12 protein-coding genes and 2 pseudogenes are annotated in these 14,497 nt (G+C 60.7%); 6 read left to right on the top strand and 8 right to left on the bottom strand.

Annotated features, from left to right (window positions below):
* Window positions 1-20: 20 nt before the first annotated feature.
* The 3 genes from CAI21_RS18840 to CAI21_RS18850 form a co-directional block, all read right to left on the bottom strand.
* A complete protein-coding gene (locus CAI21_RS18840; protein ID WP_181919536.1) occupies window positions 21-599 on the bottom strand; it encodes a T6SS immunity protein Tdi1 domain-containing protein in 579 nt (192 codons plus the stop codon).
* Between the two features lie 147 nt (window positions 600-746).
* Entirely contained in the window at window positions 747-1,349 is a 603-nt protein-coding gene (locus tag CAI21_RS18845) for a hypothetical protein (RefSeq protein ID WP_116303716.1), read from the bottom strand.
* Between the two features lie 358 nt (window positions 1,350-1,707).
* Window positions 1,708-1,911 carry a hypothetical protein gene (locus tag CAI21_RS18850; protein ID WP_116303717.1) on the bottom strand — a complete coding sequence of 68 codons (204 nt, stop codon included), beginning with the start codon at window positions 1,909-1,911 and terminating at the stop codon, window positions 1,708-1,710.
* Window positions 1,912-2,085: 174 nt separating this feature from the next.
* Between CAI21_RS18850 and CAI21_RS18855 the strand changes: the two genes are divergently transcribed.
* The 5 genes and pseudogenes from CAI21_RS18855 (at window position 2,086) to CAI21_RS18875 (ending at window position 8,893) form a co-directional block, all read left to right on the top strand.
* A complete protein-coding gene (locus tag CAI21_RS18855; RefSeq protein ID WP_116303718.1) occupies window positions 2,086-3,357 on the top strand; it encodes a TolC family protein in 1,272 nt (423 codons plus the stop codon).
* A gap of 11 nt (window positions 3,358-3,368) precedes the next feature.
* Complete coding sequence (locus CAI21_RS22960; protein ID WP_147305175.1) at window positions 3,369-4,334, top strand: efflux RND transporter periplasmic adaptor subunit; 966 nt, start codon at window positions 3,369-3,371, stop codon at window positions 4,332-4,334.
* Window positions 4,235-4,900, top strand: a complete 666-nt coding sequence (locus CAI21_RS18865) for an efflux RND transporter periplasmic adaptor subunit (RefSeq protein WP_116303720.1) — start codon at window positions 4,235-4,237, stop codon at window positions 4,898-4,900. Before CAI21_RS22960 ends, CAI21_RS18865 begins: the two co-directional genes overlap by 100 nt.
* Before the next feature lie 8 nt (window positions 4,901-4,908).
* Window positions 4,909-8,009 (top strand): annotated as a pseudogene (locus CAI21_RS18870) (efflux RND transporter permease subunit).
* Between the two features lie 221 nt (window positions 8,010-8,230).
* Entirely contained in the window at window positions 8,231-8,893 is a 663-nt protein-coding gene (locus tag CAI21_RS18875) for an AbiTii domain-containing protein (protein ID WP_116303721.1), read from the top strand.
* Window positions 8,894-8,948: 55 nt separating this feature from the next.
* Here CAI21_RS18875 and CAI21_RS18880 read toward each other — a convergent pair whose 3' ends face one another.
* Window positions 8,949-10,304, bottom strand: a complete 1,356-nt coding sequence (locus CAI21_RS18880; protein WP_116303722.1) for a TrpB-like pyridoxal phosphate-dependent enzyme — start codon at window positions 10,302-10,304, stop codon at window positions 8,949-8,951.
* Window positions 10,305-10,615: 311 nt separating this feature from the next.
* Between CAI21_RS18880 and gdhA the strand changes: the two are divergent.
* Window positions 10,616-11,955 (top strand): annotated as a pseudogene (gene gdhA, locus CAI21_RS18885) (NADP-specific glutamate dehydrogenase).
* 64 nt (window positions 11,956-12,019) lie between these two features.
* Here the strand turns inward: gdhA and CAI21_RS18890 are convergent.
* The 4 genes from CAI21_RS18890 to CAI21_RS18905 form a co-directional block, all read right to left on the bottom strand.
* Window positions 12,020-12,652 (bottom strand): DUF3087 domain-containing protein, encoded by a 633-nt coding sequence (locus tag CAI21_RS18890; RefSeq protein ID WP_116303723.1) that lies wholly within the window; start codon window positions 12,650-12,652, stop codon window positions 12,020-12,022.
* A 181-nt stretch (window positions 12,653-12,833) separates the two neighbouring features.
* On the bottom strand, window positions 12,834-13,175 hold the full coding sequence (locus tag CAI21_RS18895; protein ID WP_116303724.1) for a hypothetical protein: 342 nt from the start codon (window positions 13,173-13,175) through the stop codon (window positions 12,834-12,836).
* Window positions 13,159-13,356, bottom strand: a complete 198-nt coding sequence (locus CAI21_RS18900) for a helix-turn-helix transcriptional regulator (RefSeq protein ID WP_116303751.1) — start codon at window positions 13,354-13,356, stop codon at window positions 13,159-13,161. Before CAI21_RS18900 ends, CAI21_RS18895 begins: the two co-directional genes overlap by 17 nt.
* Before the next feature lie 118 nt (window positions 13,357-13,474).
* On the bottom strand, window positions 13,475-14,437 hold the full coding sequence (locus CAI21_RS18905; RefSeq protein WP_116303725.1) for a hypothetical protein: 963 nt from the start codon (window positions 14,435-14,437) through the stop codon (window positions 13,475-13,477).
* Between the last annotated feature and the right edge of the window lie 60 nt (window positions 14,438-14,497).

The following is a 14,497-nucleotide window of genomic DNA, read 5'->3' on the forward strand; positions in this document are numbered from 1 at the left end:
TTACGCGGACATATATCATGCTATTTGCCGAGTGCGAGTTGCAAAAGAAATTCGAGATGGACAACAGCATTGCCATGCTCGACATTCTCGATTGATTCGCGCCCGCCTAGCCGTAGTGCCGGGGTATAGAAAAAGATTTCCTGCGCGGGTATTTCGCCAAACCGCTTTGTTAGCTCCTCAAACATTTTGGGGTTTAGTAATTCTTCTCTAACTTCTCTGTCGTCTGCAAGCACGGCGAGAAACTCGCTCCCGGAGTAAGTGCAGACATCCGTCTCCGAGGTATGGGGGTTGATGAAAGAGACGTCATCGATGTCGTCTGTCAACCAGCGATGATAAAATAACGTACCTGTAGAAGAAATGGCGACGGTGGTGCGAGACTCGTCAACCTCATCTCGAAGTAGCCAACCCATCAGGCATTTTTCATATTCGTCGGGGTTGATTATCTTGATCTCGCCATTGCCATAATTCCCAAACCCGCCACGCTCCCAAAGCTCAAGGATAGATGCCGGAAGGCGTTGCGAATATTTGTCTAATTGTTTTGCAGTCGGCGGAATGTTGTCGCTGCTCGGCGGGAACGTTTTTAGAAAACCATCAATCACAGCATACCTCCTATATGCGGCTAACGCATTTGCGTAGATAGATTTAAATTCTAACGGGAGTAGAGCCCGATAACAGCTGTGGCCTAAGCTTGGGCGCCGTGAAGGCGCACTAGAATCAGCCGACACCGATCTGCTAGCAGTACCGGCTTACCAACTATAGCGATACCCGACGAGAACGCTTCGATCCGAGTCGGCCGAACTCAACGTTAACCGCGCGCTATGGTGATTCCCCCACCAGAATGCTCCTTCCAGGGTGGCTTCCGTTGCTGAGCCCGATATCGTCGAGTTAGCTAATGCGGTCATAATCTCGACAGACTCCGGAGACAGCCAGGCCCTAACCGCCAGGCCATAAAGAATCCCATCGTCGTCGGATTTAAGGCATACGTTATCGACGCACGCTTCCGCGTTAACCGCCAAAAAGCCGCTCGTCGGAATAATATCGATTCGATCCGTTACCGTTATCGGAAACGCAACGCCGATGACCAGCTGCCCGTAGCCAAGCTCCGTCTTTCCCTTCTCGGCATGGGCGCCGGCGATGCCCCCGTGGAGCACCAGCCCGCCGTCGAACTGGTGAGCCCGGCTGATCGAGAATGCACTAAGCGTTTTGTACTGGCGGTCGTTTATACGTATGGCTTCGTCGAGCGTTAAGGCTCCAACCGAAAACTCAAGATAGGTATACGAAAAATTATTCGCCGCAGAACTTTGCGAATACGCGAACAGCAAACTGCAAAACAACAGGAGCCGCGACAAAAAACACCACTTTCCCCCCCAAAAAAAGGATACTGCTCAGTGCCCTATGAGCAGCTTCAATCTTCTGCATAGTTATATAGTGAATAACTAAACAACAATAGAGGCATAGTACGGTGTTAAGGAGACACTGACCAATTCCCTGAGGCTCTGCGCTCCTGAGCCGCGGCCTGGCGAGAAAGCGGAAGTAGTTGTTCTACTAGCCGTCTTCTGGAATGATAAAACCCGCGAGCGTGGCACAGCGTTGTGCCACTGGCCAATATTCGGGGTTTGAACGCTGATGCACCTGCACGCGAGACAGTCACGATCTCCGCTCCAGCTGCTTGCCGCAGCGCTGGTGATCGTACTCGCCTGTCAGTTTTTACTTGGCTACTCGTTGCACAGGCACACGGTAGTCGACTGCGATACCCCGCTTGCCGTGCATTCCGATTACCATGATCTCGGCGAAGCTCATCCCCATCAAGTCGGCGTCGCGCCCGATAAACTGCCGAAAGCGTTCGATGACATCAAGGTGCCGGTGCTGCTGCTGATAGCCGTCTTCCTGGTGGTTTGGACGGCACCGCAAAAAGCGTTAAGCCGCCTGTCGACGCTCCGCCGATTCTGTCCACATTTTATTCCCCCCGACCTTTCACACGCGCTCCTCCCAGCGCTTGACGATCTCTCCCTTGGGTTGAGCGGCGTTAGGCGTCGCTCTTAATACCGCGCATCCGGCTGCCAGCCGGAATGACGGAGTGTTGTCATGCGCAAGAAATACTTATCGGATCGCGCCCGGCGGGTGCGCCCCGTCGTTCTTATTGCCAGTCTCGCGTTGGCTGTGCCGATCGTGGCGGCTGCCGAGAGCTGGAGCCTGGAGCGTAGCGTCGCTCGGGCTGTTGACGTTTCGCCTGCTTATGCGGCGTCGCGCGCCGCTGTCTTGGCACGCCAGGGCGATCTCGCCGAGGCGGGACGCTGGCCAAACCCTGCTGTGGAAATCACGCTGGGCGACGGACTAGGTCGCGAACTTGGCGCTGCCGACTGGCGGGGGCAGGAGTATGCCGTTAGCCAGACCGTGCCCCTTGGCGGCCGTTTACGCGAACAGCGCCGTGCAGTAGCGCGGGATCTGGCGGCCACTCAGGCCCAGGCCGATGCCGCTGCGCTCGATGTCGAGTATGCCGCTGCTTCGGCCTTTCACCAGCTCCAATGGGCAAGGGAGCAGGTGCTGTTGGCGCAGGCGCAACGTGAGCGTACGCGCGAATTCCGCCGGATCGGCCAGCGCCGTGCTGCCGCCGGCGATCTCTCCAGCAGAGAGGAGCTTCGCCTCGAACTGCTGGCCGCCGAGGCGGAGGCGGCGTTGGAGGATGCCACGCGGGAGGTGTCCGCCGCCCGTTTGCGCCTGCTGGCGCTGCTCGATCTGCCGGCGGAGCATGCGTTTGAACCCCGTCCGCTTACTCGGCCCGCTTCTCCGCCCACGCTCGATGAGCTGCTTGAGCGTCAGCGCGAGCATCCGGCGGCACGGATTGCGCGCGAGCGGTTCGAAGCTGCTTCCGCCCGTCGTGCCGAGGCTCGCGCCGCGCGCCTGCCGGATCTGGAGCTGCGCGTTACGCGCGAGGAGGAAGTCTTCGACGGCCGGCGTCAGGCGGCGTACTCGGTCGGGCTGCAAGTTGAGCTTCCGCTGTGGCGCTCGGGGCTCGGGCGCCTCGAAGCCAGTAGTGGCGAGGTGCTGAGGACTCAAGAGGAGCTGCGGCTAACGCAGCGCGACCGCCACACGGCACTGGCGGAGAGCCACGGGCAACTCGCTCGTTTGCTTGAGCGCAGTGCCCGCCACCAAAGCGCTGTGCTCGAGCGTTCGCAGCAGGTGCTGACCCTGACCGAGCAAGGTTATGCCGCCGGAGAGCTGGCGCTCGCCGAACTCATCGACGCCGCACAGGCGAATTGGGGTGCCGCCCGACAGCAGCTGGATCTTTTGCTTCAGGCGAACTTACACGAGGCGCAGCTGCGCCATGCCGCAGGCCTGCGGCTGACTACTCATTAGGACACGCATCAATGAATATCGCCCATCGACTCATTTTGGCCTTGCTGGTCGTTGCGCCGTTGGTCGGCTGCGACGGTCACGGCCATGCCCACGATACGCATCGCGCCGATGCTCATGAGCATCACCTGGAATCTTTAACCGCCTGGGGCGAGGAGCTGGAGGCATACGTCCAGTACCAACCGCCTGTCGCCGGTAAGCCGCAGCATTGGTATGCCCAGCTCACCTGGCTTGAGAGCCACACGCCGGTGCCGACCGGGACGCTCGTACTCCGTTTCGACAGCGAGGAGGCCGGCGTTTCGGAGCACCGGCTCGAGGCTGCCGCGCATGAAAACACCTTTAAGGCGGAGGTCGTGCTGCCACGGGAGGGCAAGTACCGTTTGACGCTTTTGCACACGCTCGACGAGGCTGTGCGTACGTTTGAGCTGGGGACAGTTAGCGTATTCGGCGTGTCGTCCAAGCACGACCACGACCATGACGACAAGGATTTGATTTTCTTTCCGAAGGCGCAGCAGTGGCGTATGCCGTTTGCCACCGCCGCGGTTCGTACGCAGCTTATCGCCCCGCAGCTAACGGCGCCGGCACGGTTGGAGCCCGTGCCCGAGCGTCATGCGCGGGTGGTGATGCCGGCAGCGGGTGTCGTTACGACTGTGGAAAACGGTTCGTGGCCCCGCCCGGGAACGTCGGTCAGCGCGGGCGAGGTGCTTGCCCGTATCGTTTCCATTGCCGGCGCCGGCGACGTTAGCCAGCTTCGCTTGGAGACAGTTCAGGCGCGGGAGCGACTACAGCTTGCCGAGCGCGAGCTTGAGCGCGTCCGCGCTTTGCATGAACAGGGGTGGTGCCCGAGAGGCGGCTACAGGAAGCGCGGGCCGAACACACTATGGCTCGGGAGACGCTTGAGCGCGCGCAGGCTCGGCTGGCGCGGCTTACGGGCAGCGCCCGCGCCAGTGGCGATGCGGTGGATCTGCGGGCCCCGATAGACGGGGTGGTTGTCGACAGCGCGGTGACGCCGGGGGAGGCGGGCGATGCCGGTATGCTGTTGTTTACCATCATCGACGACCGCCGCCTCTGGCTGCGTGCCCACCTTTATCATGCCGATTTACACCGGCTGACGTTGACCCAGCAGCCGACGCTGCGCCTGCCGGACGGAGGCTTCCGCGCGCTTGAGCAGACGCAGCCGAGCTTTGTGGTACGCCAGGCTGACGCAACCAGCGGGACCGTTGCCGTCATTTTCGAGATCGATAACGCGGACGGTGACTTGATCGCCGGAACGGCCGCGAGCATCGGGTTTCAGGCGGGGGCGGCGGAGTCGCGGCCTGTGGTGCCTGCCGCGGCGATCGTGGACGACGACGGGGTTGCCGTTGTCATCGTTCAAGTCGGTGGCGAGTGGTTCGAGCGCCGTGTCGTGCGGACCGGCGTACGTGCCGAGGGCCGTGTCGCTATTCTCGATGGGCTTGCGCCCGGCGAGCGCGTCGTTGTGCGGGGTGCGTATCCTGTGCTGCTGGCCGCGCGGGATACCAGCGCCGAAGTCGGCCACTCGCACTAGGGGGCAGTATGTTCGACGCTATTATTCGTTGGTCCCTGAGCAACCGGCTCTTGGTACTTGCGCTTTCCGTGCTCCTGCTGGGGGCGGGGCTCTATGCTGCGCGGATGACGACTGTAGACGTTTTTCCCGATCTGACGGCGCCAAGTGTCACCGTGATGACGGAAGCGCCCGGACTCGCCACCGAAGAGGTGGAGCAGCAGATCAACTTTCCGATCGAGACGTCTGTGTCCGGCGCGGCCGATATTCGCCGGGTACGCTCGCTTGCGGTGCCGGGCTTTTCCATCGTCTGGGTGGAGTTCGAGTGGGGCACCGATATTGTCCAGGCGCGTCAGACCGTTACCGAGCGTCTTGCTCAGGCCAGCGGCCGGCTGCCGCCGCAGGCAAGCCCGCCGGTCCTTGGGCCGATCACCTCGATTATGGGCGAGATCGAGTTTTTCGGCGTCAGTGTCGATGACCCGGCACGGCTGATGGCGGCGCGCGAGATCGCCGACTGGGAGCTGCGCCCGCAGCTGCTCGCCATTCCCGGCATCGCGCAAGTGACGACGCTGGGCGGCGAAGTCCGCCAGTATCAGGTGCTGGTCTCGCCGGACCGGCTGCGGGAGTTCGACATCGCGCTCGATGAGGTGACGACGGCGGTGAGCCGTGCCAACCGTAATGCCGGTGGCGGCTGGATCAGCGAGGGCGGGCGCGATTACCTGATTCGCTTTCTCGGCCGCACGGAGGCGCTGGAGGATCTGCGCGAGAGCGTCGTGGCTGTGCGCGGCGACGTTCCGGTATTGCTCCGGCATGTTGCCGCGGTACAGCAGGGCGCTGCCATCGCGGTGGGAGATGCCGGTATCAACGGGAAGCCGGGGGTAATGGTTGCGGTACTCAAGCAGCCGCAGGCGGACACCCTGCAACTGACCGAGCAGATCGCCGAGGTACTTGCGCGGGCGGAAGAGCGCCTGCCGGAGGGGCTTGCTATCGAGCCGGGCCTGTTTCGGCAGGCGGACTTCATTAATACCGCCATCGCGAACGTGTCCTCGGCGCTACGCGACGGGGCATTGTTCGTTGTCGTTGTGCTGTTCCTTTTCTTGCTCAGCGTTAGGACGACCCTGATCTCCACGCTCGCTATTCCGCTTGCGCTGGCTGCTGCCTTGCTCCTGCTTTGGGCGCTGGGCATCGGGATCAACACCATGACGCTTGGGGGGCTGACTATCGCTATTGGGGCGCTGGTGGACGATGCGATTATTTTCGTCGAGAACATTTTCCGGCGGCTGAAGGAAAACCGCGCGCAAGCACAGCCGCGGCCGGTTGTCGACGTTGTCTTCCGGGCCTGCTCCGAGGTGCGCCAGTCGGTGGTGTTTTCGACCGCCATCATCATGCTGGTATTCGCGCCGTTGTTTGTGCTGAGCGGGGTCGAGGGACGCTTGCTGGCGCCGCTAGGTCTGGCCTATCTACTAGCGATTGCGGCGTCGTTGCTGGTGGCGCTTACGGTCACGCCCGTGCTCAGCGCTTGGCTATTGCCGCGCGCCCGCGGGCTTGACGGCGAAGATTCGCCGTTGATTCGTTGGTGCAAACGCTGGTACACGCCGCTGCTCGGCTTCAGCCTGCGCCGTGCGGGGCCCATCCTTGCGTTCTCGCTGTTGCTGGTGGCCGCGACTTTGGCAGCGATTACGCAGATGGGGCGTTCGTTTCTGCCCGAGTTTAACGAGGGCAGCCTGACGATTGCGGCGACAACGCCGCCAGGCACCTCGCTTGAAACCTCCGCGGCCCTGGGGCGCCACATCGAGGAACTTTTGCTCGCCTTGCCCGAAGTGCGCACGGTCGGCCGCAAGAGCGGACGCGCGGAAGAGGATGAGCATACGCAGGGGCCGAACGTTTCCGAGTTCGAGGTAACGCTAGGCGATCTGCCGCAAGGTAAGGAGGCCTTTTTAGAGGAGGTGCGGGATACCTTGTCGGGGGTGCGCGGCGTCTCCTTTAACATCGGACAGCCGCTGTCGCATCGTATAGATCATATGCTTTCGGGTACGCGAGCGAGCATCGCGGTGAAGGTGTTCGGCCCGTCGCTGCCCGAGTTGGAGCGGATCGGCGGCAACATCGAGCGCATTATGCAGCAGGTGGACGGGACGGTGGATGTTGCCGTGGAACCGCTGCAAGCGGTGCCGCAGCTTCGGTTGCGGGCGGATCGCGAGGCTATGGCGCGCTACGGCGTTAGCGTCGACGAGCTCGCGCAGTTGGTCGGCACGGCGTACGGCGGTGTTGCGGTGTCGCAGGTGCTGGAGGGCAACCGGCGCTTTGACCTGGTGGTCAGGTTTGACGACGAGGCGCGCAGCGACCGTTATCGGGTGGGCGATATGCCGATACGCACGCCGACGGGCGACCTGGTGCCGCTGCGCTATCTCGCTCCGCCGAGCTTTGAGTACGGCCCCGGTATGGTGTTACGGGAGAATGCCGAGCGGCGTCTGATCGTCAGCAGCAATGTCGCTGGCCGCGACTTACGGGGGCGGTGGACGAGATCCGGCAGGCGGTGGTGCGCGAGGTCGAGTTGCCGAGCGGTTATCGCATCGAGTACGGCGGCCAGTTCGAGGCCGAAGAGGCCGCTACTCGCACCATTCTTTGGGTTTCGCTGGTGGTGCTGGTGGGTATCCTGCTGCTGTTGCAGATGGCGTTTCAGTCTCTCCGGCTGGCCCTGCTGGTTATGGTGAATATCCCGCTCGCGCTCGTCGGCGGTGTCGCGGCGGTGTTTTTCATGGGGGGAACCTTGACGGTGGCAGCGCTGGTCGGCTTTATCACCTTGTTCGGTATCGCGGTGAGAAACGGCATCCTGCTCATTGCTCGCTATCAGGCCTTGACCCAGGAAGGGCTGAGCGTTGACGAGGCGGTTCGAGCCGGGTCGCTGGAGCGGCTGGCGCCGATTCTGATGACCGCGCTCACTGCCGGGTTGGCGTTGATTCCGCTGGCGCTGGGGCTCGGCGAGCCGGGCACGGAGATACAGGCGCCCATGGCGGTCGTGATTCTAGGGGGGCTGATTACCTCGACGTTGTTGAACATGGTCGTCGTACCGGCGCTTTATCGCCTGACTGCGTCGCCGCAAACGGCGCAGGAACGATTTGCCGGCGCCGGGTGAGTATTTGTTACGAATATAAGCAACCGTTACGGAAGGTAGCGCGCGATGTGCGGTGGATGGCGAACGGAAGCGCTTTTTGCCGCGGCACATATTTTGCAAAAGCAGGGATTAGGGGGGGCTTGAGTCGACCTCGACAGCTCAAGCCGCTCCTTCGCGAGCATACAATTACACGAAAAAATCGACGCTGCGGTGGATGGGAATCGCCGCAGGGGGAGAGCACAATGGCTTCTGTTGTGGAATCAATCAACGCGCAGGCACGGAGCGAGGAAGCCCCGGTAGCCGAGATCCTATCGCGTACGATCTTTCTGTCGTCCGTACTCGGCCAGAAGGCTGTGAGCCATTGGTTTAAGTGCGAGCGTGACGGCTACGGAGCAGACGCTGGCGTGCCGCGCTTTCGTTGCGTTACGAGCGCTACGCTGTTGGCGTCGCGGCCCGGTGTCGGCTGGGTACAAGCGCCGATTACCGACAAGGCAAGAGACGCCATTCCTTATTTCGAGTTGCGGCAGGGCATCGAGACCTTGATCAAGCGGTACCCTGGCGGCCGCAAGACGGATAGCGCCGTGCTGGAGCTGCCGGCTGCGCTGCAGGCGCCGCTGCGTGCCCAAATTAACCTTGATGCGCCGTTGGCGCTGGCCGTGCCTCGGCAGGCTTGCGACCTGATTCTGGATACGGTCCGCCTGACTGTCTTTCACTTCACGCAGGCGTTAATTGCGGCAGAGGTACTAGGACAGGGGTCGTCCTTCAGGAAAGAGGAGCGGGAAGCTGCCCAGGCGGTCGGCGCGCGGCTTAACGAGCTGATAGCGGCAGCGGAAGCCGACGCGCGGCAAGTGCAGGTGCCGGAAGCGCGAGGCGGGCTGTTCGCCCGCCTGTTCGGCGCGAGTTAGCGGGGGCGGCGCGTCGCAGGGGTAAGCGTTCTTCGGCGTGCCGTACCCCGGTCTTTTAGCGCACCTTCGGTAGCCGGTGCAGGGCTTGCTGGATGGCCTCTTCGGGATAGTCGTAGTCTTCCAGCTCGCCCGCCAGGTATTTGTCATAAGAGGCCATATCGAAATGGCCGTGGCCGGAAAGTGTAAACAGGATGGTTTTCGCTTCGCCGCTCTCCTTGCACCGCAACGCTTCGTCAACGGCTGCACGAATGGCATGGCAGGCCTCGGGGGCGGCAATAATCCCTTGCGTTCGGGCAAAAAGAAGGCCTGCTTCGAAAGTGGCGAGCTGCGGAACGGCTATCGCTTCGATAATACCGTCTTTATACAACTGCGAAACCAGCGCCGAATCGCCGTGGTAACGCAGGCCGCCGGCGTGAATACCGGGCGGCATAAAGTCATGGCCTAAGGTAAACATTTTCATCATGGGGGTGAGGCCGGCGGTGTCGCCGAAGTCATAGGCGAAATGGCCGCGCGTCAGCGTCGGGCAGGAGGTCGGTTCGACGGCGACTAGCCGCACCTCTTTGCCGGCCGCTTTGTCGGCAAGAAAGGGAAACATCATGCCGCCGACGTTGGAGCCGCCGCCGCAGGGCGAGAAGACGACATCCGGATAAGCGCCGACTTTGGCGAGTTGGGCTTTGGCTTCCTGGCCGATAACGGTTTGGTGCAATAAGACATGGTTGAGCACCGAGCCCAAGGCGTAGTTGGTGTCGCTCCGCGAGGCGGCCACTTCGACCGCTTCGGAAATGGCTATGCCGAGGGAGCCTTGGGAGTCCGGGTCGCGGGCGAGTTCGGCTCGGCCCGCTTCAGTCAGGTTCGAAGGGCTGGCAATAACTTTGCCGCCCCAGGTTTCCATCATGGAGCGACGGAACGGTTTTTGGTGATAGCTCACCTTGACCATGTAAATTTCAACATCCAGGCCGAACATTTGTCCGGCCAGCGCGAGCGACGAACCCCATTGGCCGGCGCCGGTTTCGGTCGTGAGCTTGCGGATACCGGCTTCGCGATTGTAGTAGGCCTGAGCCACGGCGGAGTTCGGTTTGTGAGAGCCGGCGGGGCTGACGCCTTCGTATTTGTAATAAATGCGGGCCGGGGTGCCCAGCGCTTGTTCTAGCTGTCGCGCGCGGAACAAGGGGGAGGGCCGCCACAGTAACAGTGCTTCGCGGACCGGCTCCGGAATCGGTATCCAGCGCTCTTGACTGACTTCCTGCTCAATAATCGCCGGCGGAAAAATGGCGGCGAGCTGATCCGGCGATACCGGCTGGCCGTCGGGGCCGAGGTAGGGCTCCGGTGCCGTCGGCATGTCGGGAATGACGTTGTACCAGTGCGTAGGTAGCTCGCTTTCGTCAAGCAATATCTTGGAAGAATTCGTCACGGCGCTTGCCTCGTCCTCAGATCGGAAGTTGAAAGCCGCGGTGTGCTTTCCCCTTGCGCGACAACCGGCCAGGCGAGGGGCTGAGTCAGGATATAGGCACACCGGTCGTGCGGCTATTGTGGCTGCTGTATTGCTAAATGCTCAAGTATAAGAGGTTGTTCGCGGGTTGGCGGTGACCTGGGCGATAGATCGGCCGCCGGACGCGCGCGTTGGTAGAAACGATAAAGTAGAGGTTAATCAAGTATTGTTATGCAGAGTTTTGGTAATACATTGCGCCAAGCATCACGATATAGGCCTACGAGGTAATTTGAATGTCTGACGATTTGCAGGCGTTTCTCGCCTATGTGCGAGAACGCGACCCTGACCAGCCCGAGTTTCTGCAAGCGGTGGAAGAGACGATGCGGAGCGTCTGGCCTTTTATCGAACGCCATCCACGCTATCGCGATATGGGTTTACTGGAGCGGTTGGTCGAGCCGGAGCGGATCATCACTTTTCGGGTGCCCTGGGTGGACGATCAGGGGCGGGTGCATGTGAACCGAGGCTATCGGGTGCAGATGAATAGTGCGATCGGCCCTTATAAGGGAGGGTTGCGCTTTCATCCGTCGGTGAATGTGAGCATTCTCAAGTTCTTGGCGTTTGAGCAGGTCTTTAAAAACGGGCTTACCACCTTGCCGCTCGGCGGCGGTAAAGGGGGGCCGACTTTGACCCGAAAGGGCGCAGCGATGCCGAAGTCATGCGCTTTTGTCAGTCTTTTATGAGCGAACTCTACCGCCATATCGGCCATGATCTGGATGTGCCCGCCGGCGATATCGGGGTCAGTCGGCGGGAGATCGGGTATTTGTACGGAATGTACAAGAAGCTCGCCAACGAGTTTACCGGGGTGATTACCGGCAAGGGCTATAACTACGGCGGTAGCTTGATTCGCCCGGAGGCGACGGGCTACGGTTTGATCTATTTCGTCGCCGAGATGATAAAGCCTAAATACGCCAATATGGACGGACTTAAGGTCGCGATTTCCGGCTCTGGCAATGTTGCGCAATTCGCGGCTGCCAAGGCGATGGAGTTCGGGGCGAAGGTGATTACGCTATCCGATTCGGGCGGTACTGTGTATATGCCGGAGGGTTTGACCGACGAGCAGTGGGACTTTCTCGTCCGCTTGAAGAACGAGCTCCGTGGTCGGTTGAGCACGTTTGCCGAGGAGTTCGGGTTTGAGTTTGCCGCCGATAAGCGGCCTTGGGGCTACCCCTGCGATATTGCCTTGCCGTGTGCAACTCAAAACGAGCTGGATGATCGCGATGCGCTGGCGCTGATAAACAACGGCTGCTTTTGCGTAGCCGAAGGCGCGAATATGCCTTCGACGATTGGCGCCGTGGACTGTTTTCAGGCCGCCCGCATTCTTTATGCGCCGGGTAAGGCTTCCAATGCCGGCGGCGTTGCGGTCAGCGGCCTGGAGATGAGCCAGAATGCCTTACGGCTAAGCTGGACCGACGGCGAAGTGGACGAGAAGCTGCATAGCATTATGCAGTCGATTCATACCACCTGCATGCATTATGGCGCAGGCAAAGGAGGGTATGTGAACTACGTCGATGGGGCGAATATTGCCGGCTTTGTCAAAGTTGCGGATGCGATGAACGAGCAGGGCATTGTTTAGCCGATAGTTATCGATCGATGTCGCAGGACGGCTTGGGTACGTCGGCGGCATCGATTCCGCCCGGCTATTTCATCGGCTCGGGCGCTCGTCGAGGCCACCCAGGGGGGAGGCGGGACACCTCGGTAATGCTCCGGCTTTTACGGGCGTGCGAAAACGGCCAAAGGCCGTTCTGTTTAGGTGCGTTTTTTATTGAATCGAACCAGGCGGGGTCGAGTCGCGTCTGCTCGGTCGGGATGTTGTGTTCGCTCATCTGTTGTTTCAGTGCTTCTCGCTCCGGTAATAGATCGTCCAATGCACTGAGGTTACCGTCCAAACGGTACATCTGATCCAGCCCCAGGTGGTAGAAACGTAGCAGTTTCATGGCATCCGGATCGTTCTCCGCGACCCGTGCCTTGACCTCGTGCCTGATATTGGTGATTCGCATTAGGTTGCGCTTGAGTTGCCAACCGTACACGGCTGGGGCCATCCAGGGCTGATGCCAGAGTTTAAAGCGCACCAGGGCTATGGTCAGCGCCAGCCCGGCCAGCACTCCGCCTAGATTCCAGACGAAATTATTGCCGCCAGGCTCGCCCAAAAGACGCACCGAGAGTGTCGCTAGCGCCATGGCCAGAACGGCGAAGAGTACGATCACGATCAGGCTGATCTTGCGTGTCTGCCGCTGGTAGGTGTCCGGATCGATGTCTGCTAATTCGAACATGAACCATCCTGCATATCGGGGCATCTGTGAGGGCGATTGTATCGTATCTCACGGTAGCGGTATGGCTTGTTAAGCGTCTTGCGAATAGAGGCTGTGGCCGTCGATGTCGCCGCCAACCGCTACAGGCGTCGCCGCAGGATGACGGCCGCCGTCATATGGGTGATGCCGCCGACGAAACAAATCAGCGTGAACGGGCCGGGCTGGCGCGCGAGATCTCCCAAAAGAACCCCACCAGTGCCACGGTCAGAACCGCGAGGTAAGCCGCTGCCAGTGCGCGCAGTTGAATAACCGCGTGGCGCTCGTCCAAGGGCGGGTCGTTGCCGAGTATTTGTACCGCTTCAAAGCGCTGCCCGAAGCGCATCACTGCCGCATAGATCAGCATGATGGCGAGCATGACTAATCCGGCGCCAAGCTCTCCCGCGATCAGCCACGACGTCAGCAGCATGCCCAGCCCTAGCGCTACCGCTATTGCCGGCACCGCCAGCGGCGACCGCGACCGTTGCCCGTTACTGTTCTCGGTCATCGAAAAGCTCCTCCACGTGCTTGCCAAAGAACCTTGCCAGCGCAAGCGCCAGCGCTAGGGATGGAACGTAGCGCCCGACCTCGATCGAGTTAATGGTGTTGCGGGAGACGCCCATTGCTGCGGCCAGCTCGGCCTGCGTCAGCCCGCGTGCTTTTCGGTGAGCGCGAATGTGATTGATCATATGCCAAGCGTGCTTGTCATTATGCAAAATGTCAAGTCTGCTTGGCATATGGTTAGTGGTGCCCGGCGCTGTCGGGCCGGAGGCATAGAGGACGGGTGGCTTGCCGACAAGCGCAGCGCTAGCGTGCGTTGCTTGGTTCGCCTGCCTGAGCCCGAATGGTGCTGTTGATCGTCGCTTGAACCACGGCTGCCGCTACCGGAAACAGTAGAATCGCCAAGATATACATAACCCACATATCGACTACCGGAGGTTGGTCGTGCGCTTGACGGGCTTCGTTACGCGCCTCGAACAATTTGACCAGCAGTATCGGCGTTACGATGGGGAGGAGTAACGCGGCTAGAACTGCCGCCCACGGAGCAGGGATCTGCGCCGGGTCGACAGCCTCTATAGCTTCGCCATGAGCGCGGTACAGCCAATAAAAACCATAAAAAGGTATGAGGCAAAGAAACGCGACGGCGACGGGGTGACGGTGCTTGGGTTTTAAGGCTATTCGACGCTCCGGCGGAGCTCCGTTGAACAAGGACGGGTTAACGGGAAGCAGAAAAAGTAAGCCCAAGGCAGCAAGTATCGCCAACGAGTAGGCCAAGGCCGAGGCCGCGGGGTTGAGGCCACGCCCGATCGCGATTGTGTCCCACAACACGCTAGTTATCGTCGTCGCCACGGACTGGTTTAGGAATATCGCTAAGCCAAAGAGAATGGCAAACGTTTCGGCTCCGCCTCGGCCACCGGCAAAAATCGCCGGAACGGCCAGTAATATCGCGGCACTCGCTAAACCGAGTAGGAAAAAGCTAGCGGCAAGTGGCAGCATCGCTTCAGGGTCGAGAAGGCCTATGGCGAGCCCGCAGAGGGCTTGCGTGGCGCCCAGTATTGCTAGGAAGAGTAAAGACTTATGTCGGGTTACGAGCCAGCCGACCAGGAAGCCGGCGATCGCGCCTAGTGCAAGCATAGCGTGCGCTGTATCCGGTGCTGAGCTTGTCCTGCCGGCCAGCCGCATATCCGCCGGGATGGTGAACTGCATGCTCATCGCAGCCATCGCAAATAGGTAAAAGCCCAGCAGGCCCCAGAATGAGTACACACTCATCTGATCTGCCCAAGACCACCCCCTGTTATCCGTTCCTGTCTTCATTATTAGTTTCGCCGC

This window comes from Alkalilimnicola ehrlichii, assembly GCF_003399765.1.
Taxonomy (GTDB): Bacteria; Pseudomonadota; Gammaproteobacteria; order Nitrococcales; family AK92; genus AK92.